The sequence below is a fragment of the Mesorhizobium sp. B2-4-13 genome (assembly GCF_006658535.1).
Taxonomy (GTDB): Bacteria; Pseudomonadota; Alphaproteobacteria; order Rhizobiales; family Rhizobiaceae; genus Mesorhizobium; species Mesorhizobium australicum.
Genome location: NZ_VFVB01000006.1, coordinates 302,710 through 319,827, shown reverse-complemented (window position 1 = coordinate 319,827; position 17,118 = coordinate 302,710). Strand labels below are relative to the sequence as shown.

21 protein-coding genes are annotated in these 17,118 nt (G+C 62.9%); 9 read left to right on the top strand and 12 right to left on the bottom strand.

Annotated features, from left to right (window positions below; translation table 11 throughout):
- Positions 1-145: 145 nt before the first annotated feature.
- Positions 146-790, top strand: coding sequence for a DedA family protein (locus FJ936_RS18825; protein ID WP_348642577.1), 645 nt, complete (start codon positions 146-148; stop codon positions 788-790).
- Between the two features lie 12 nt (positions 791-802).
- Here FJ936_RS18825 and FJ936_RS18820 read toward each other — a convergent pair whose 3' ends face one another.
- The 5 genes from FJ936_RS18820 to FJ936_RS18800 form a co-directional block, all read right to left on the bottom strand.
- Positions 803-1,597 carry a phosphodiester glycosidase family protein gene (locus FJ936_RS18820; RefSeq protein ID WP_140787491.1) on the bottom strand — a complete coding sequence of 265 codons (795 nt, stop codon included), beginning with the start codon at positions 1,595-1,597 and terminating at the stop codon, positions 803-805.
- 109 nt (positions 1,598-1,706) lie between these two features.
- Positions 1,707-2,333, bottom strand: a complete 627-nt coding sequence (locus tag FJ936_RS18815) for a transglutaminase-like cysteine peptidase (RefSeq protein WP_015318098.1) — start codon at positions 2,331-2,333, stop codon at positions 1,707-1,709.
- A gap of 146 nt (positions 2,334-2,479) precedes the next feature.
- Positions 2,480-3,352 (bottom strand): undecaprenyl-diphosphate phosphatase, encoded by an 873-nt coding sequence (locus tag FJ936_RS18810; protein ID WP_140787493.1) that lies wholly within the window; start codon positions 3,350-3,352, stop codon positions 2,480-2,482.
- 194 nt (positions 3,353-3,546) lie between these two features.
- Complete coding sequence (locus FJ936_RS18805) at positions 3,547-3,744, bottom strand: hypothetical protein (protein ID WP_140616965.1); 198 nt, start codon at positions 3,742-3,744, stop codon at positions 3,547-3,549.
- A gap of 152 nt (positions 3,745-3,896) precedes the next feature.
- Entirely contained in the window at positions 3,897-4,292 is a 396-nt protein-coding gene (locus FJ936_RS18800; RefSeq protein WP_140720612.1) for a GFA family protein, read from the bottom strand.
- A gap of 114 nt (positions 4,293-4,406) precedes the next feature.
- On the opposite strand from FJ936_RS18800, the gene FJ936_RS30935 reads away from it, so the two are divergent.
- A complete protein-coding gene (locus tag FJ936_RS30935; RefSeq protein WP_246680493.1) occupies positions 4,407-4,841 on the top strand; it encodes a hypothetical protein in 435 nt (144 codons plus the stop codon).
- A complete protein-coding gene (locus FJ936_RS30930; RefSeq protein ID WP_246680492.1) occupies positions 4,781-5,434 on the top strand; it encodes a 2OG-Fe(II) oxygenase family protein in 654 nt (217 codons plus the stop codon). The genes FJ936_RS30935 and FJ936_RS30930 overlap by 61 nt, the downstream gene beginning before the upstream one ends.
- A gap of 49 nt (positions 5,435-5,483) precedes the next feature.
- On the opposite strand, the gene FJ936_RS18790 is transcribed toward FJ936_RS30930, so the two are convergent.
- The 3 genes from FJ936_RS18790 to FJ936_RS18780 all read right to left on the bottom strand — a co-directional run bounded on the left by FJ936_RS18790 (position 5,484) and on the right by FJ936_RS18780 (position 7,320).
- On the bottom strand, positions 5,484-6,440 hold the full coding sequence (locus tag FJ936_RS18790; protein WP_140787497.1) for an alpha/beta hydrolase: 957 nt from the start codon (positions 6,438-6,440) through the stop codon (positions 5,484-5,486).
- A 27-nt stretch (positions 6,441-6,467) separates the two neighbouring features.
- A complete protein-coding gene (locus FJ936_RS18785) occupies positions 6,468-6,953 on the bottom strand; it encodes an SRPBCC family protein (RefSeq protein WP_140717407.1) in 486 nt (161 codons plus the stop codon).
- Between the two features lie 118 nt (positions 6,954-7,071).
- Positions 7,072-7,320 carry a ParB N-terminal domain-containing protein gene (locus FJ936_RS18780; RefSeq protein WP_140617245.1) on the bottom strand — a complete coding sequence of 83 codons (249 nt, stop codon included), beginning with the start codon at positions 7,318-7,320 and terminating at the stop codon, positions 7,072-7,074.
- Between the two features lie 156 nt (positions 7,321-7,476).
- Between FJ936_RS18780 and FJ936_RS18775 the strand changes: the two genes are divergently transcribed.
- The 5 genes from FJ936_RS18775 to FJ936_RS18755 are packed head-to-tail and all read left to right on the top strand — an operon-like array spanning position 7,477 to position 13,006.
- Positions 7,477-9,117 (top strand): N,N-dimethylformamidase beta subunit family domain-containing protein, encoded by a 1,641-nt coding sequence (locus tag FJ936_RS18775; RefSeq protein WP_140787691.1) that lies wholly within the window; start codon positions 7,477-7,479, stop codon positions 9,115-9,117.
- A 1-nt stretch (position 9,118) separates the two neighbouring features.
- A complete protein-coding gene (locus FJ936_RS18770) occupies positions 9,119-10,504 on the top strand; it encodes an aspartate aminotransferase family protein (protein WP_140787499.1) in 1,386 nt (461 codons plus the stop codon).
- 6 nt (positions 10,505-10,510) lie between these two features.
- Positions 10,511-11,440, top strand: coding sequence for a 3-keto-5-aminohexanoate cleavage protein (locus FJ936_RS18765; protein WP_140787501.1), 930 nt, complete (start codon positions 10,511-10,513; stop codon positions 11,438-11,440).
- 4 nt (positions 11,441-11,444) lie between these two features.
- The gene (locus FJ936_RS18760) at positions 11,445-11,981 is read left to right on the top strand and encodes a GNAT family N-acetyltransferase (RefSeq protein WP_140662047.1); all 537 of its coding nucleotides are present in this window, start codon (positions 11,445-11,447) and stop codon (positions 11,979-11,981) included.
- Positions 11,978-13,006 carry a histone deacetylase family protein gene (locus FJ936_RS18755; RefSeq protein WP_140787503.1) on the top strand — a complete coding sequence of 343 codons (1,029 nt, stop codon included), beginning with the start codon at positions 11,978-11,980 and terminating at the stop codon, positions 13,004-13,006. The genes FJ936_RS18760 and FJ936_RS18755 overlap by 4 nt, the downstream gene beginning before the upstream one ends.
- 15 nt (positions 13,007-13,021) lie before the next feature.
- On the opposite strand, the gene FJ936_RS18750 is transcribed toward FJ936_RS18755, so the two are convergent.
- From FJ936_RS18750 to FJ936_RS18740, 3 genes are all read right to left on the bottom strand, one after another.
- Positions 13,022-14,290 (bottom strand): cysteine desulfurase-like protein, encoded by a 1,269-nt coding sequence (locus FJ936_RS18750; RefSeq protein WP_181763151.1) that lies wholly within the window; start codon positions 14,288-14,290, stop codon positions 13,022-13,024.
- A 42-nt stretch (positions 14,291-14,332) separates the two neighbouring features.
- Positions 14,333-15,400 (bottom strand): aldo/keto reductase, encoded by a 1,068-nt coding sequence (locus tag FJ936_RS18745; protein WP_140787505.1) that lies wholly within the window; start codon positions 15,398-15,400, stop codon positions 14,333-14,335.
- A gap of 120 nt (positions 15,401-15,520) precedes the next feature.
- Positions 15,521-16,030, bottom strand: a complete 510-nt coding sequence (locus tag FJ936_RS18740) for a hypothetical protein (RefSeq protein ID WP_181171047.1) — start codon at positions 16,028-16,030, stop codon at positions 15,521-15,523.
- A 334-nt stretch (positions 16,031-16,364) separates the two neighbouring features.
- Between FJ936_RS18740 and FJ936_RS18735 the strand changes: the two genes are divergently transcribed.
- On the top strand, positions 16,365-16,529 hold the full coding sequence (locus FJ936_RS18735) for a hypothetical protein (protein ID WP_015318114.1): 165 nt from the start codon (positions 16,365-16,367) through the stop codon (positions 16,527-16,529).
- Between the two features lie 51 nt (positions 16,530-16,580).
- On the opposite strand, the gene FJ936_RS18730 is transcribed toward FJ936_RS18735, so the two are convergent.
- Positions 16,581-17,087: a DUF1993 family protein gene (locus FJ936_RS18730; protein ID WP_140616976.1), complete on the bottom strand. Its 507-nt coding sequence runs from the start codon at positions 17,085-17,087 to the stop codon at positions 16,581-16,583.
- Positions 17,088-17,118: the final 31 nt, after the last annotated feature.

Here is a 17,118-nt window from a genome sequence, read left to right as displayed (position 1 = left end):
GGTGCGGCGCGGCGGCCCTGCCCGCGCCAACGGCCGCAAGCTGCCGGTCGAGAATTATTACGGCTGGCTCGTCGACGGCAAGCTCGACGAACTCAGGAGCTTGCTCGACAGGGCAGCTGAGGAACACTTTCAACACGGAGCTTGCGTGCAGTCGTTCATCGACCAGAGCGTATGTTTCATCGAGAACCATCAGGCCTGGGCGGGTCTCGTGGTCGGATTGCTGGCCTTCGGCGAATCGCTGGTGCTGGTCGGCATCCTGTTGCCTGGCACCACGGTGCTGATCATCGTCGGCGGGCTGGTGGGCGCCGGTATCGTCCAGCCCCTGCCCGTTCTCCTCGCCGCGATGCTCGGCGCGGCGCTTGGCGACACCATTTCCTATTTTCTCGGCAAATGGCTGGGGCGCGGCGTCGTCCACAAATGGCCGCTCAACCGCTATCGCCGCGAGATCGCCAGGGCGCGCCTGTTCTTCCACCGCTACGGTGTCGCCGCCGTTTTCGTCGGCCGCTTCTTCGGTCCGGTGCGTGCCACCGTGCCGCTGGTCGCCGGCATGATGGGCATGAACAGGCGGCGCTTCCAGGCCGCCAACATCCTGTCGGCGATCACCTGGGCGCCGGTCGTGCTGTCGCCTGGATGGCTGGTGGCGAAAGGAGCCGACAATCTGCCCGAACTCGACGCGACCAGCCTGTTCGGCCTGGCGGTGATCGCGGCCATGGTGGTGGCGATCATCGTCGCCGTGCTTGTCGTCAGACTGCGTGGCAGGCGCAATGCAGGGAGTGCGTCTCGCGATTGAAGGCGCCTTGCATCAGCCGCCGCGCTTCCTGAAGACGCCGATCATCGGCCCCAGATTCCAGTAGTCGTCGTTGCGACCGATGGCCGGAGCGAGCAGGCTCGATATCGTGCCGTCGAGAAAGAGCGCGTTGTCGCAGCCGAGCGCGTCGCGAAACAGGCGGGCGAAGGCATGGAACGTCACCGTGCCGTTCGAGATGGCAAAGACGGCAACACCGTCCTTTCGCACTCCGACGCCGTCGCGGCTCTTGCGCGAGGTGCCGTCGGCCTGGAATTTCGGGTGAAGCTGGCCGTCGATTACCAGCATTGGCCCTGATTGTGTCGCATAGTCGGTGGCTGGCCGCTGCCTGACGAAGTCCTTGGTCGCCCGCACCACGGCCTTGCCGCGGCTGATATAGAAAATGCCATTCGGCTGCAGCGAAAAATTGCCGCTTCCCGATCCCGTTTTCACACCGGCCATTTCCTGGCCGCGTTCGACGTAAAGGCCGACCGGCCTGAGATCGGGGTGGTACATGCCGGCATTGATGGCAAACAGCATGGTCCGGCCCGCCATGCGCTGGGCGTTGTCGAGATTGTGCAGCGACTGAAAAGGCTTGCCTGCCGGGTCTTTCCAGAACAGTTCGATCGAATAGAGCTTCGGATCGACCTCGCAGACGAGGAAGCTCGTAGCCTCGAAGGAGACGTCGCGGCACGGCGGCACCGAAGCGAACCACTGGCCGAATGCCGCTGTCGTGGCGACCGCGTACGGCAACGCGGCCTTGAACAAGCTCAGCAGCAAGGGCGCCGAATAAAGGACGGTCAAAAAATCCATGCGCGTTCCGGATTGCCATTCCAACGAACTGTCGTGGATAGCACCGCTTGCCGGCACGATGAAGGATTTGCTGAAAGAAGTATGGTTATCGCCCGGACGTCGGCAGCGACTATTTGACGGCGCTGACCAGCTTCTCCTCGCCGGCAAGAATAGAGACCCAGCGCCCGGTATTGTCGCTCGCCTGTCTTTTGAGATAGCGATACGGGGTCTGGTTCCAGAGGCGAACCTTGTCGACGAGATTGTCGAGGATGAAGTCGCCCTTGTCGGTGCGCACCGTCAGCACGGCATGGCCTTCGCCGTCCGGCTTGCGAACCACCGTCATCAGGAGATTGGCTATGGCGATGCCCAGGCTGTTGAGCTCACGCCGCTTTTCCAGCGCGTAATCCTCGCAATCGCCGAAGCCATTGTCCGGATAGGCCCACCATTCCTCCTTGCCGTAATTGTCCATGTCGCTCATCGGCTTGACGCGCGCGTTGACCGAGAGGTTTACGGCGCTGATCTCCCGCAACAGCTTGCCAGTCATCTGTTCCGGCTCGCTGTCGGATGAACGGATCGAGCACTCGGCGGCATGAATCTTGCAAAAATCATAGTGGCCGATCGGCTGGGACGTCGAGCCGCCGATAGCCATGGAAACGGGAGCCGTGTAGGCGGAATTCGCCGCCGAACAGAAAGCAATCAGGGCAATCGCAAGCCCCAGCCCCTTCGCCTTCCGGCGCCAACCCATCGAGGATGCCATCCGGCCCCGCCCATCTGTTTTGTTAACAGAACGTTAAGGGCGGTTGTATCCCGAAGTCAACCAAACCGGCCGATCACATCTTGGAGGGACGCCGCATGCCCCTTCGAGGGTTGCAGCAGCGCAACACCGAGGTTCGGGCTAGGGAGCTAGACGAGCCATCCCATCGCCACACCCAGCAGCAGGACGACGCCAAGCAGGCCACGGTAGATGACAAAGGGCCAGGCGGAGAAGCGTTCCAGCACATGCATCAGGCCCCAAATGGCGAAGAAGGCCGAAATCGAGGCGACGAGCAGCCCCAGGCCAAGAACCGACCATCCATGGGCATCGAGATGCACCTTGTGCAGTTCCCACAATTCCTTGAGGCCGGCGAGCGCGATGGCCGGCAGCCCGAGCAGGAACGAGAAGCGTGCCGCCTCGGCCCGCTTGAAGCCGAGCCCCAGTGCCGCCGTCAGCGTCGAACCGGAGCGAGAGACGCCCGGGATCAGCGCGCCGACCTGGGCGACACCGACAAGAAGCGCGTCGGCGAGCGACGCTTCGCCGATGGTGCGCTTGTGGCGGGCGAAAATCTCGGCCAGGGCCAGCAGGATAGCCATGCCTATGCAGGCCCAGCCAATCACGCTCAAGCTGCGCAACGGCGAATTGCAGGTGTTGAGAACACCCGAAAGTACCACGCCGGCGATCACAATCGGGATTGTCGCCACCACGATCCAGGAAGCCAGTTGGAAATGCCGATCGGCGAAATCGCGCCGTGTGAGAGCGTCGATCGAACCGAACAGGAGATCCCTGACATCGCCCCAGAAATAGCTGACCACGGCGGCAAGGGCGGCAAGCTGCATGGCGGCGGAGAAGGCGGAACCCGGATCCTGCCAGCCAAGCACCGCCGGCACAATGCGCATATGGGCGGTCGAGGAAATCGGCAGCAGTTCGGTTATGCCTTGCACCAGGCCGAGGAATGCGACCTTGGCAAATCCAAGGCCGACAAAGCCCGTGTCGACGCCTTGCGTGCAGATATCAGCCATGTCGGGTTCCATCCGGGAGAGATCGGAGTTGCGAAGGCACCATCGGAGGAGATCGGTGCCCGGCAAGGCATACCGTCATGCGGCGGATAATCAATTTACGGATTTGTAAGCTGGCACCGCCGCGTCGGACGCGCACGGTTCAAACCGGCCCGAAGGGCCGGCGATGCTCCCATGGCTGGAGGTTGGCAAGACGATTATGGGCAGAGCCAAAGTTTCTGGCAGGTCCTGGCAATAACATGGGCGGGCGGCACGACAGGCTCCTCCGTGGAGGGCCGGCGAGCCCGCTCGAGCAGCATGCGCACCTGTTCCGGGCGCACACGGTCACGTTCCATCACGAGCAGGACCATCGGATCGCTCAAAAGCTCGTCCAGGGTGCTGATGCTGTCGTTCATCCGTCGTCTCCTCGAATGCCGGGCCCGCGACGCTTAGATAGGGAGACAAAGATGGCCCGCCAATGACGCTTTGCCGGCTATCACGTGTCTCTTTTGGATTAATTTTTGGTCATCCTGGGGCACGTCCTTTCCCTTCGCGGGGAAGAAGAAAGCTAGGCCGGCGGAGCGCCTTCAAATTGCGGCAGGCCGTCATCCAGCATCACCCAGGGCTGTTTCGAGACGGTCCAGATGTGCATCTGGGGCCTGAACAGCGACGGGTCGTCAAGCGAACCGGTCGTCACGCCGATGATGCCGGCGGAATCGCGCCGCGAAAACAGCGTCGTACCGCAGGCCGGACAAAACCCGCGCTTGAGGTCCGGCGAGGTGTTGACCGTGGCCGACGGGCCCTCGACCGTCACATCGTCGATGCGGAAAAGAACACGCGCATTGAACGCCGCGCCGATCGCCTTCTGGCAAAGCCGGCAATGGCAGATGCGCTCGTTGATGGGGGCGGCATCGGTGCGATAGCGCACGGCCCTGCACAGGCATCCGCCCTCGTATTTTGCCATCGCCTGGATCCATTGGTGGAGTGAACAGGCGGCAAAAGTACCGGCGAGGTCGATTGGGTCAATTGAAAAGCTTTGATACAAGGTCATCGATTATCGTGATGCAGCAGGATTGTCATGACACCCGACATCGAAACGATCGGCATCGCGGCCCTGTTCGGGTCGCCCTCGCCCGCGCGCGACCGCGCCGACGCCGGGATCATGGCCGCGGCGGCCGGCATCGGCTTCCTGGCGGTCCGGGATTTTCCCGGCAATAACTGGCTGACGCCCGACAAGCGCGCGCAATTGCTGCGCATCTTCGCGCTTCCTGACGCCGAGAAGCAGGAATTGCTGCGCTGGAATTTCGATCACACCAAGAAAATTTCTACCGCGGCTGGTTTCCGCTGCAGCCGCAAGCCGTTTCCTACAAGGAAGGTATCGACATGGGGCCGGACCTTGCCGATGCGGCGCGAGTCACGGCTTCCGACGATCCTTTGTGCGAGCCCACACCGTTGCCGGACGAGAATGCCCTGCCCGGCTGGCGCGCTGCGGCAGCCGACTACTATCGCGTGATGGGAACGGTCGGCACCATGCTGATGCGGTCGATCGCCCGCGGGCTTGGCCTGCCCGAGATGACCTTCGATGCCTATTTCGACGGTGGCATCTCGACGCTGCGCCTGATCCGCTATCCGCTGCGCGACGCCAGTGCGGGCGTCGATACCAGTGGGCCCGAGTTTTCGGTGACCCACAAAGGCGAGACGCGCACCATCATAGGCCGCGAACATGCCGATTCAGGCTTCGTCACCTTGCTGGCGCAGGACGGCGTCGAGGGCTTGCAGGCGAAGAACCTCGCCGGCGAATGGATCGACGTGCCTCCAGCCGATGGCACGCTGGCGGTCAATTTCGGCCAATTGCTGGAACGCTGGACCGGCGGCCGCGTGCGGGCGACACGGCACCGGGTTATTGCGCCAAAAACGGTGCGGTTCTCGATCCCGTTCTTCCACGAGCCACGCGTCGACGCGGAAATCTCGCCTCTACCGCTGGATGGCGCCGAACCCTTCGCGCCGTTTCTTTACGGCGACTATCTCTGGGAGTCAGCGACGAACTTCGTCGAAATGAGCGGCATCAAGCATCTGAGGCAGCCGCGCCGGGCCAAGGCTTCCTGAACAGCACGCCGGCTGTCTCGCAGGAGACGGCCGGCGGAGATGGCAGGGGTCATTCGGCTTCGCCGACCACCTCGTCCCAGCTCTTCACCCTGGTCTCGCCATCGAGGAACGGCAGTGCGGCGGCCGTCAGTTCCGGAGCGAAGAAGACATCGTAGTGGGTGCGGTTGGGCAGGATGGCCAGCCGGTTCCTCGACAGGTTCTCGCGCATCCAGCCGGCATCCTTCAGGCCGCCGCCGAGCATCTGGTAGAACTTGATCTCGTGCTCGGGCTTGTACATGTCGCTGTCGCCATAGGCGAGCATCACGGGCATCTTCAGCTTGGGAACGTCGGCCGAGAAGTCGTAGTTCTGGCGCATGAAATTGCCGAGCGCGTCGAGCAGTTTCGGGAAGTCCTCCGGATGCGGGGCGACGGCGACGTAGGATTTGTACATCGGCGTGTCTTTCATGTACGTCGCGGCGGCGGCACTCACCTGTGCCTGCTGCGGACGCATCTCGTCGTAGAAGCCGTCGGCGGCATAACCGGTCGAAACAAGGACCAGCCGGCGCACGGCCTCGGGATGCTGGACCGCCATGCGGAAGGCAACCCCGCCGCCCAGCGAATAGCCCATGACGTCGACCTTGTCGTAGCCGAGTGTCTTGACGATACCAGCCATGTCGTCGCCGATCGCCTGCAGGCTGAATGGCCGGTCGCCAAGGGCGGTGCGGCCATGCCCCTGCAGGTCGACCCCGATGACGGTGCGGTTTTCGGCTAGCTTGGGCAGGATCGGCGCGAACATGTCGGTGGAACCGAGGCCGCCATGCAGCAGAAGCAGCGGCTCACCCTTGCCATAGACGGCGTAATAGTAATTCACGCCATTGATCGGCAGCAGGCCGGACTTTTGCGGCTTCGGCAGTGTTTTCGTTTCGGTCGTCACGGCAGGCTTTGTCTCCTCTGCATTGATGGTGCCCAGGCAAGCGAGAAACGCAGCGGCCGAGGCAAAAATGGCAAAAAACAGAACTTTGGACATATATCGAACTCCTCCGGTGTGGCTCTGTCAGAGCGTCCTGGCGAGATCTTCGAGCTGATCGGTGCACTGGCCCCAACCGGCGTGAAAGCCCATGGCCTCGTGCTGCTCGCGGTCGGCGACGCTCCAGTGCCGGACGCGCGCGATGTAGCGGGTCTTGCCCTCGCCCTCGTCCTCGAAGGTCAGTACGACTGTCATGAACGGTTTTTCCGATGGCACCCATGACTGGGTATAAGCATCGGTCAAGACGATCTTCTCGCCGGGAACGACCTCGAGGAAGACGCCGGGGTTGGGGAACTCATTGCCGTCGGGCCCTGCCATGACGACCAGGCTGTTGCCACCGGTGCGCACATCCATCTCGGCACGTGGCGTCGTCCACGGCTTTGGCGCGAACCATTGCGTGATCAATTTCGGTTCGGTCCAGCAGCGATAGACCTCCCCGCGCGGTGCATCGATGATGCGGGCGAGAACCAGTTCGCGGTCGTCGGCGGGGGCGATGTCGAGCTTGGTGGCCACGGTGGTCTCCTCGGTTTGATCTGGCTTCCGTCCCAAGGACGAGCCGACGCAAAGCAAACCGACATCGCCCGCGAAAAATTCTGGAAACGCAGGTTGAAAACCGTGAGCGGAGCGCGTGTCAGTGCCGCTTGGCTTGCACCAGGTAGGCGTCGATTACGGTCTCGCCCAGCCATTTGGCGGCTTCGAGCCGGTGCAGGCCTTCGACAAGTATGTGCCGCTTGCCATCGTGGCGGACCTGGATCGGCGTCTTCATGCCGTTCTCGAGTATGTCCTCGGCCAGATGCCGGACGGTCTCGGGGTGCAGCGTCTTCTTCCGCGCCGTGGGCACGTAGATGTCGTCGACCTTGACCTGTTGAACCCTGAGCATGCCCTGTCCCCATGGCGGAACTGCCGCCGTCTTACTGAGATAGTCGGTTTGGCGAAGGCGGCCAAGGGTGCGGCTAACGAATGCTGGCATGATCGTTTCCATTTGACGCCTGGCGGGCGGATCGCCGAAATGGCGCCTCAGATGGGCCAGGGCTTCATGATCAATCCGCCGACCGAATTCCCCGATTTCGGGCTGACAGCCGAGCAGCGCCGCCACGCGGTGCGCGGCCACTATTACGAGTGGCCAGGCATGGATGGCGAGCGCGGCGAAATCTGGTGCTACAGCGACCGGTTTTCCTATCGCGCCGGCGAGACAGTGACGCTGCATGTCAGCTCGACCGCTCCGTCCTTCGGCATGAGGATCATCCGCGATGGCGGCACCGAAACGAGAGTATTCGAGAAATCGGACATTGCGGCGCGCTGGCAGGAGAGTCCGGAGCAATGCTCGGTCGAAGGCTGCGGCTGGGAAGCCTCCTTCGAATTTCGCGTGGAGAGCGACTGGCCCTCCGGCGCCTACCTGATAACGCTGACCGCCGACGGACGTGACGGCAAGCCGATCCAAAGTCACCACATTTTCATCGTCTCTCCCCAGCCCGGCAAGAAACCTGGCCGTGTGCTGCAGGTGGCGGCGACAGGCACCTGGCTTGCCTACAATACCTGGGGCGGCTCCAACCATTATCAGGGCATCACCGGGCCCAACCGCGACCAGTACTCGCCCATCGTGTCGACGCAGCGCCCCTGGTGCCGCGGCTTCGTCGTGTTGCCCGGGGATGCACCGCGCGTGCCGTTGGAGGTGGCGGTGCCGCCGAAGACCGTGCCGCGTTATCCGCACATGGAATGGGCGCTCGCCACCGGCCATTCGAAGAAATACGCCTCGTCGGGCTGGGCCAGCTACGACAGTCATTTTTTTCGCTTCGCCGAACGATCAGGCTACGGCGTCGACCTCGCCAGTCAGCATGACCTCCACTTCTCGCCCGAGATTCTCGACGGTTATGACTGCGCGGTCTTCGTCGGCCATGACGAATACTGGACTTGGGAGATGCGCGACGCGGTCGACTTCTATGTCGAACGCGGCGGCCATGCGGCGCGTTTTGCCGGCAATTTCATGTGGCAGACGCGGCTGGAAGATGAGGGCCGCCGGCAGGTCTGCTACAAATATCGCGCCCGCACCGAGGACCCGGCCTATCGCGGCGGCGACGTGACCCGCGCCACCAATTCCTGGGAAGCACCGGAAATCGGCCGGCCGGGTTCGGCGACCTTCGGGCTCAATGCGACACGGGGCGTCTATGCCGGCTGGGGTGGCTGCGCGCCACGTGGCGTACGCGGCTTTCCGGTCTATCGGCCGGAGCACTGGGCCTTTGCCGGCACCGGCATCTACTATGGCGACCTGCTGGGCGCCGACAGCCACGTCTATGGCTATGAGGTCGACGGGCTCGATTTCGAGATCCGCGGTGGGCTGCCCTACCCCACGCCAGACAGCGGCGCGCCCGACGGCCTGCAAGTGCTGGCCGTCGGCATGGCTAGCCAGGTCGAGGAAAGCGCCGACATTCCGATCGAGGACCAGTTCCTCACCGACGAGGATGGCCGCTTCACCGCCGAAACCTTGTTTGGCGAGGCAAGCGACGCCAATCTCGAAAAGGTCAAACGCGGCAATGGCATGATCGTCAACTTCCCGCGCGGCAAGGGCGAGGTGTTCCATGCCGGAAGCTGCGAATGGGTCGCCGGCCTGCTAAGACAAGACCCGATGGTCGAACGGGTTACCCAGAATGTCCTCGACCGCTATCTCGGAAAGTCCTGACATGTCGAAAGCCCAGACCGCCGTTCAAGACACTGATGCCCGGCGCCAATCGCACTTGTTCTACCTCTCCAGCCTGCGCCGGCCGCTGATCGACCGCGCCGAAGGCATTTACATGTGGACGCAGGACGGCCGCCGTTTCATCGACGGATCGAGCGGCCCAATGGTCGCCAATATCGGCCATTCCAACCGCAATGTGCTCGATGCGATGAAGCGGCAGATGGACCGAGCCACCTTCGCCTACCGGCTGCATTTCGAGAACGAGCCGGCGGAAGAATTGGCGCGCGAACTGGCTGGAAAGTTGCCGGAAGGCATGGACCGCATCTTTTTCGTGTCCGGCGGCTCGGAGGCGACGGAATCCTGCATCAAGCTGGCGCGGCAATGGGCCGTGGCCACCGGCCAGGCCAGCCGCTGGAAGGTGATCACGCGGTTTCCTTCCTACCACGGCGGCACGCTCGGTTCGCTTTCGATCACCGGCGACGACGCGCTGGCCGAAACTTTTACTCCGATGATGCGGGTGATGCCGACCGTGCCGGCACCGACCGCCTGGCGCGACCGCGACAATCTCTCGATGGAGCAGCGCGGCGTCCGCTACGCCGACATGCTGGAAGAGAAGATTCTCGCCGAAGGTCCCGAAAGCGTCGTCGCCTTCATCATGGAGCCGATCGGGGGTGCTGCAACCGCGGCCCTGGTGGCACCCGACAGCTATTATGCGCGCATCCGCGAAATCTGCGATCGCCACGGCATCCTGCTCATCCACGACGAGGTGATGAGCGGTGCCGGCCGCACCGGCAAATTCCTCGGCGGCGACCACTGGAACTGCAAGCCTGATATCGTCGCGCTGTCGAAGGGGCTCGGCTCGGGCTATGCGCCGCTCGGCGCGCTGGCCGCACCGATGCGACTGGTCGAGCCGCTGCTCGCTTCCGGCGGCTTCCAGCATGGCCACACCTATGCCGGCAATCCGCTCGCCTGCGCCGCCGGGCTTGCAGTGCTGGGCGAAATGGACCGGCTCGACCTGATTGCCAATGCGGCTGCCATGGGCGACGTGCTGATGGACGGATTGAAGGCGCTTGCGAAGCGGTTCCCGTTCATTGCCGATGTGCGTGGCAAAGGGCTGCTTACGGGCGCCGAAATGGTCGCCGATCCCGATACGCTGAAACCGATCGAGCAGAGCAAAAAAGCCACGCAGCGCCTGCTCGATCTCGCCTATGACCGCAGGCTGATCATTTATGGCCGCAGGGTCAAGGGTGGCGTCGACGGCGACAATTTCATGGTCGCGCCGCCGATGATCGTCACCAGCGAGCAGGTCGGCGAGATCATCTCCATTATCGGCGACTCGCTTGAGGTTCTGGCCGCCGAATTCGACCTGCCGGTCGAAGGCCGAGGGTAGCGAAAAATGGCGCCGCGAAAAGTCATCATCACCTGCGCCGTTACAGGCTCGGTACACACGCCGTCGATGTCGCCTTATCTGCCCGTGACGCCGGACCAGATCGCCGCGGACGCTATCGCCGCGGCCGAGGCCGGCGCCTCGATCCTGCATCTGCACGCCCGCGATCCCAAAGATGGCCGTCCGACCGCCGACCCTGAAGTGTTCATGCAATTCCTGCCGCGCATCAAGCAGGCGACCGATGCGGTGATCAACATCACGACAGGCGGCTCCTCGCTGATGACGCTGGACCAGCGGCTGGCGGCGCCGCTTCGGGCTCAGCCCGAAATGTGCTCACTCAATATGGGCTCGATGAATTTCGCGCTGTTCCCTATGCTCGACAAGCCAAGGGAATGGCTGCACGAGTGGGAACCGAAGCTGCTCGAGGCCACCCGCGACACTATCTTCAAGAACACCTTCGCCGACATGGAAGGCGTGATCGAGCGGCTGGGCAAGGGCTGCGGCACCCGCTTCGAGTTCGAGTGCTACGATGTCGGCCACCTCTATTCGCTGGCGCATTTCCGCGACCGGGGGCTGGTTTCGGGGCCGCTGTTCATCCAATTCGTGCTGGGCATCCTGGGCGGCATCGGCGCCGACCCGGACAACCTCATCCATATGAAGCGCATCGCCGACAAATTGTTCGGCGACAGCTACCAGTTTTCGGTGCTGGCCGCCGGCCGCAACCAGATGCCGCTGATCTCGATCGCCGCAGCCATGGGCGGCAATGTGCGGGTCGGACTGGAGGACAGCCTCTATGATGGCCGCCAGCTGGCGAAGTCCAACGCCGACCAGGTGCGGCGCATCCGTGGCATTCTCGATGGACTGTCGCTGGAGGTCGCCACGCCGGCCGAAGCGCGCGACATGCTGGCGCTCAAGGGCGGCGACAGGGTGGCTTTTTGACGAGATGACAGCGCCCGGTCCTGCCACTGTACCTGTCACGCGTGCGATTATCCTTCGCCCCGGCACCATCGATGACGTCGAAACCATTCACGCGGCGATCCTGAAGCTTGGCACTCATATCGGGGCGCCCGAGGAAATCATCTCGACGGCGGACGATCTCAGAAGCTGGGGCTTTGGCGAAAAACCCGCCTTCTCGACCCTGATCGCTGAAGTCGACGGTGAATTCGCCGGGCTGTGCCTGCATTTCCCGATCTTCTCGACCTGGATGGGGCGGCCTGGCGTCTATGTGCAGGACCTCTATGTCGAGGACCGGTTTCGCGGCCGCAAGATCGGCGAACGCCTGCTGCGACGCGTGGCTGCCGAGTGCCGCAAAGAGGGCGGCGTGTATCTGAGGCTGTCGGTCGACACCGACAATGAGGGTGCCAAGTCCTTTTACGAACGGCTGGGCATTGCCTGGTCGAGCTACGAGCAGACGCAGAAAATCATCGGTGAGGCCTTTTTCGCCTTCGCCGACGCGCCGGAAAATGGGGAGCAGCAATGAAGGCCTTCTATGCGCAGGAGCAGAAGCGCCACGATCCCAGGGCCTTTCTTTCCAGTGGCGCGGCGCAGCCCAACCCTGAACAGCCGGAGCGCGTCGAAAGATTGTTAGCCGGCGCAAAATCCGCTGGTTGCACGGTCGAGCGACCGCGCGATCACGGCCTCGGTCCGATCTCGGCGGTGCACACACCCGAGTATCTCGACTTCCTCGAACATATTTTCGAACGCTGGCAGCGGATCGAAGGGGCGTCGGCCGAGGTCATTCCCAACATCCACCCGATCGCCCGCAACGGCTCCTATCCGGCCTCAGCAGTGGGCCAAGCCGGCTACCACATGGCCGACACCGCCTGCCCGATCTCGGGCGAGACATGGCAGAGCGCGCTGTGGAGCGCCTGGAGCGCGGTGGAAGCCGCCGAAACCGTCATGGCCGGAGCGTCGGCCGCCTATGCGCTCTGCCGCCCGCCCGGCCACCACGCCTTCGCCGATGTCGCCGGCGGCTTCTGCTTCATCAACAACTCAGCCGTGGCGGCGCAAGTGCTGCGCAGGCAGGCGGCCCGCGTCGCGATCCTCGATGTCGACCTGCATCACGGCAACGGGACGCAAGGCATTTTCTATGCGCGACCTGACGTGCTGACGGTGTCGCTGCACGCCGATCCGGTGCGGTTCTACCCGTTCTTCTGGGGCCATGCCGACGAGCGCGGTGAAGGTCCCGGGCTTGGCTATAATTGCAACCTGCCGCTGCCGCGCAAATCCGCGGATGCGGCGTTTCTGGAAGCGCTCGGCGTGGCGTTCCAGCGTATCCGCGCCTTCTCCCCCGATGTGCTGGTCGTGGCGCTCGGCCTCGACGCGTTCGAGGGCGATCCGTTCGGCGGGCTTTCGGTGACGACGCCGGGCTTCTCGCGCATCGGCGAGGCCATCGCCGGGCTCGGCCTACCGGCGGTCATCGTCCAGGAAGGCGGCTATCTCTGCGACGAACTCGGCGACAATCTCACCGCATTCCTCACCGGCTTTGGCGGCAAGGCGCGGTGAGAGTTCAAACCCAAGTCAGGAGCGTTGCTGCCTGAGCATGGCAATTACCCGGTGCACGCTCTCCAGCGTTTCGCCGATTTCGGACGCGGTATTGTAATGCGCGATGCCGATGCGCACGACGCCTTGCTCGGCCGGAATGCCGAGCTGATGGACGATCTCCCAGGCATAGTTGTGGCCCGACCACACGAAGATGTTCTCGGCGTTCATCTGCCGCACGATCGTTTCGGGGACAATCCCATCGACGGTGAAGGAGACAGTCGGCACACGATCGCCGAGCCGTTTCGGATCGGTGATGCCTCGGACCGTCAGCCCGGAAATGTCGGACAGGCCATCGATCAGCCTTTGCGCCAGCGGGTTTTCATGGGCAATGGAGACCTGGAACGCCCTGGCGATCTTCTGCCTTCTTGAACCACCCTCACCTGCCGCAGCGCCGAGTTCGGCGAAATAGTCGACCGCGGCGGTCAAGCCGGCCATCAGTTCGATCTGGGGCGTGCCGAGCTCGAACCGCTCCGGCAAGCCGTTCGAGGAGCAGCGGCACTTATAGGCTTGCAGACCTTCGATGACCTCGCGCCGGCCCCACAAGATGCCCATATGCGGACCGAAGAATTTATAGGCCGAGCAGATCAGGAAATCGCAGCCGAGCTCCTGCACGTCGATGAGCCCATGCGGCGCGAATTGCACGGCATCGACATAAACCAGCGCGCCGGCCTGTTTTGCAAGTTGGGTCAAGGACCTGACCCGGTTGATCGAGCCGGTGAGATTGCTGGCATAGTTCAACGCCACCAGCCTTGTCTTCCCGGACAGCAGACCGGCGAGCGTCGCCTCCTCGATCTGCCAGGTCTTTTCGTCGAACGGCAACCAGCGCACGACGAGGCCAAGGTCCTCGGCCAGTTGCAGCCAGGGCGACACATTGCCCTCATGATCCATGCGGGTGAGGATGATCTCGTCGCCTGATTTCATCGTGCGGCCGAGCGTGCGTGACATATGATAGGTCAGCGTCGTCATGTTGGCGCCGATGACAATCTCCCGCGGGCTCGCCGCGCCGAGGAAGTCGGCCATCGCCAGATGCGCCTCGTCAACGACCTGCTGCGCCGCGATCGTCGTTTCAAAATAACCGCCGAGGTTGGCGTTGGTCGTAAGCAGGCAGCGCGACACCGCGTCGGCCACGGCCTGCGGCACCTGCGTGCCGGCAGGATTGTCGAGATAGATGCGCCGCCGGCCCTTGTCGGTCAGCGAGAGAGCGGGGAATTTTCCACGCACGGCCTCGATCGAAAAATCCACCATGGTCTCCATCCCTTTGCTGCTACACGACAATTCCGGGCTCGGTCACGGGCAAGGATTGCCGACCCTCTGGTGAACGGCATCCACCGCCTTCTGCATTTCTTCAGTCCAGACGACATCCACCGAAGACAGCGCCATTTCCAGTTGGGAGATGGTTGTCGCGCCGATGATGTTGGAGGTCACGAAGGGCCGGCTCGAGACATAGGCATTGGCAAACAGCGCCGGCTCCAACCCGAAAGAGCGTGCCAGCTCATTGTATTCGAGCTGCGCTTCGGCGGCATTGGGCGTCTCGTAACGCTGGCCGCGGTTGAACAGCTGCGAGCGCGAGCCCTGCGGGCGGGCGCCATGATCGTATTTGCCGGTCAGATAACCCTGGGCCAGCGGCGAATAGGCAAGCAGCGACACCCCTTCCCGCTCGCAGACCTCGGCGAGGTTCACCTCAAAAGTGCGGTTGACGAGGTTGTAGGCGTTCTGGATCGAGGCGACGCGCGGACCGATCCCTTTGTCGGCCTCTGCGACGAAGCGCATCAGGCCCCAGGAACTCTCGTTGGATAGACCGAAATGGCGGATTTTTCCTGCCCTCGCCAGGTCCTCGAATGCCGCGAGCGTTTCGGCGATCGGCGTTTCACCGACCGGTGCGCCGACAGAATCGGCACGCGGCGCCACGGCGCCGACGCGCGTCGGGTTGGCGCCCCAGGGGATGTCCCGCTCCGGCCAGTGGATCTGATAAAGGTCGAGATAATCCGTGCCAAGCTTGGCCAGCGACTTGTCGATGGCATCGAAGATATCGGCCCGCACCAATTGCGAGGGCCGGTCGCCGCGAAACCAGCTGTTGGCCGTGCGGCCCACGACCTTGGAGGCCAGGATCACCTTGTCGCGGTTGCCCTTGGCCTTCATCCAACTGCCGATGATCTTCTCGGTCCGTCCTTGCGTCTCCGCCTTGGGCGGGATCGGATAGAGTTCGGCGGTGTCGATGAAATTGACGCCGCGCGAGAAGGCCAGGTCCATCTGGGCATGGCCCTCGGCCTCGGTGTTCTGCTGGCCCCAGGTCATCGAACCAAGGCAGATCTGGGTAACAAGAAGATCGGTCCGACCGAGACGGCGTTTGTGCATGGAATTCTGCTCCGGAGGGCATGTATGCGCGGCTGCGCGGGGAGGAGTTCGCATCTTATAGGAAAAGCGGAAGCGCTCTCCAAGCCTTGCCAGGCCGACTTTTGCGTGAGCAGAGCGGGGTTAGCGTCGTGCGGCGGCCACGGCGCGGCGCTTGGCCTCGTCGATCAGCATGTTGGCCACCTGCATGCGGATCATGGCGCGCTGGCGCAAATGCGGGGCGACGCGATCGGGATGGTTGGCGAAAGCAAAGCTGCGGCGCATGCGGCCGAAGTCGGCGGCGCTCTTGGACTGCTCCAGACCCAGTTCGACCGCAATCGATTCAGGATCGATTGGCGGCAATGTTTCTTCCGGCTTCGGCTCTTCGCCAGCCAGCGCCAGCCTTGCCTGTTCAAGCACGGCGGCAAATTCGCTGGCCAGATCAGCGCCGGCCTCGCGATATTCCGCAGCGGATACCTTGATGCGGCCGGAATGGAGTTCATCGGCGACCGAGAGATAGTCGAACGGGATGGATGGGCGCGCGCCGGTCTCTACGCCCTCACCGCCGTTGCCCTTTTCGGTGGCAACGAAGAGGTCGTCGAGCAGTGACGCAAAATCCCGCTTGGCGCCGGTAGCGATATCAGCCTCCCCCATGCCCGACAGTCGAGTTTCAGACCATAGAACCAGCTCGTTAAAAATAAATGCCGCCGGTCTTAACTAATTTCCCTTCAGGGGATCGTTGCCGGAGGCGCCGGCAAAAGCCGGACTGCATGTTCATGCAGTCCGGAAATTCGCCAGGAGCGGCGAGGAAAACTGGTCATGTACCAGCTTCGAAGCCTACGTTGGGCGCGGCGCAAGAGTTTCACCTTGCTGCAAAAAAATTTTACAAAAACCATCCGGACATGGCAGGCATGCATATGCTGCACTGCACAATCTTCACGATTCATCTATATTGCCTGATGTGGAGGACCAACCAGGAGCCTGAATCATGGGTTTCTTCACGGAAATGTTCGCCCGGCCGCGCCCGCAGGAACATCTGAGATATCGCGCGGCGCTGGCGCTCCTTTATTCGATGAGCAATGCCGAGCGCGCCGACATCGGCATCAAGCCCGCCGATTTCCCGCGCATCGCCCGCGAAATGTCCATCCGCTAAGCAGGTGCGAGATGTCCCGGATCGACCCGGGACATCCCAAAGTCTGATTTCTCAATGCGATCCGAGGAATGTCGCCTTGCCCAACGGCACGCCATTGTGGCGCAGGATGTCGTAGGCGGTGGTCAGGTGGAAATAGAAATTGGGCATGGCCACATGCAGCAGATATTGCGTGCCGCTCAGCGTCGTTTCCCGGCCCCCCAGCTTCAGTTCGATCATCCGGTCATCCGACCCGTCGATATCGGCTGCGGAAAAAGTCGCCAGGTAGGCGACCGTCTTGGCGAGCCTCGCTTCGAGATCGGCGAAGCTTGCTTCATTGTCCTCATATTTAGGCACTTCGCGGCCGGCCAGCCGTGAAGGCGCGCCCTTGGCATGGTCGGTTGCGATCTGCACCTGCCTGGCAAGTGCGAACATGTCGGGCGCCAGCCGCGCCGTCAAAAACACCTGCGGGTCGATCTTGCGGTCAAGCGCATTCTGTTCGGCTGCAGCCAGCACACTGGAAAGTGCTTTCAGCCTGGCTGAAAACACGGGCACGGATGCCTCATACATCGATATCGTCACGTCGGATCTCCTGTCCGGCAGGAACGCCGGC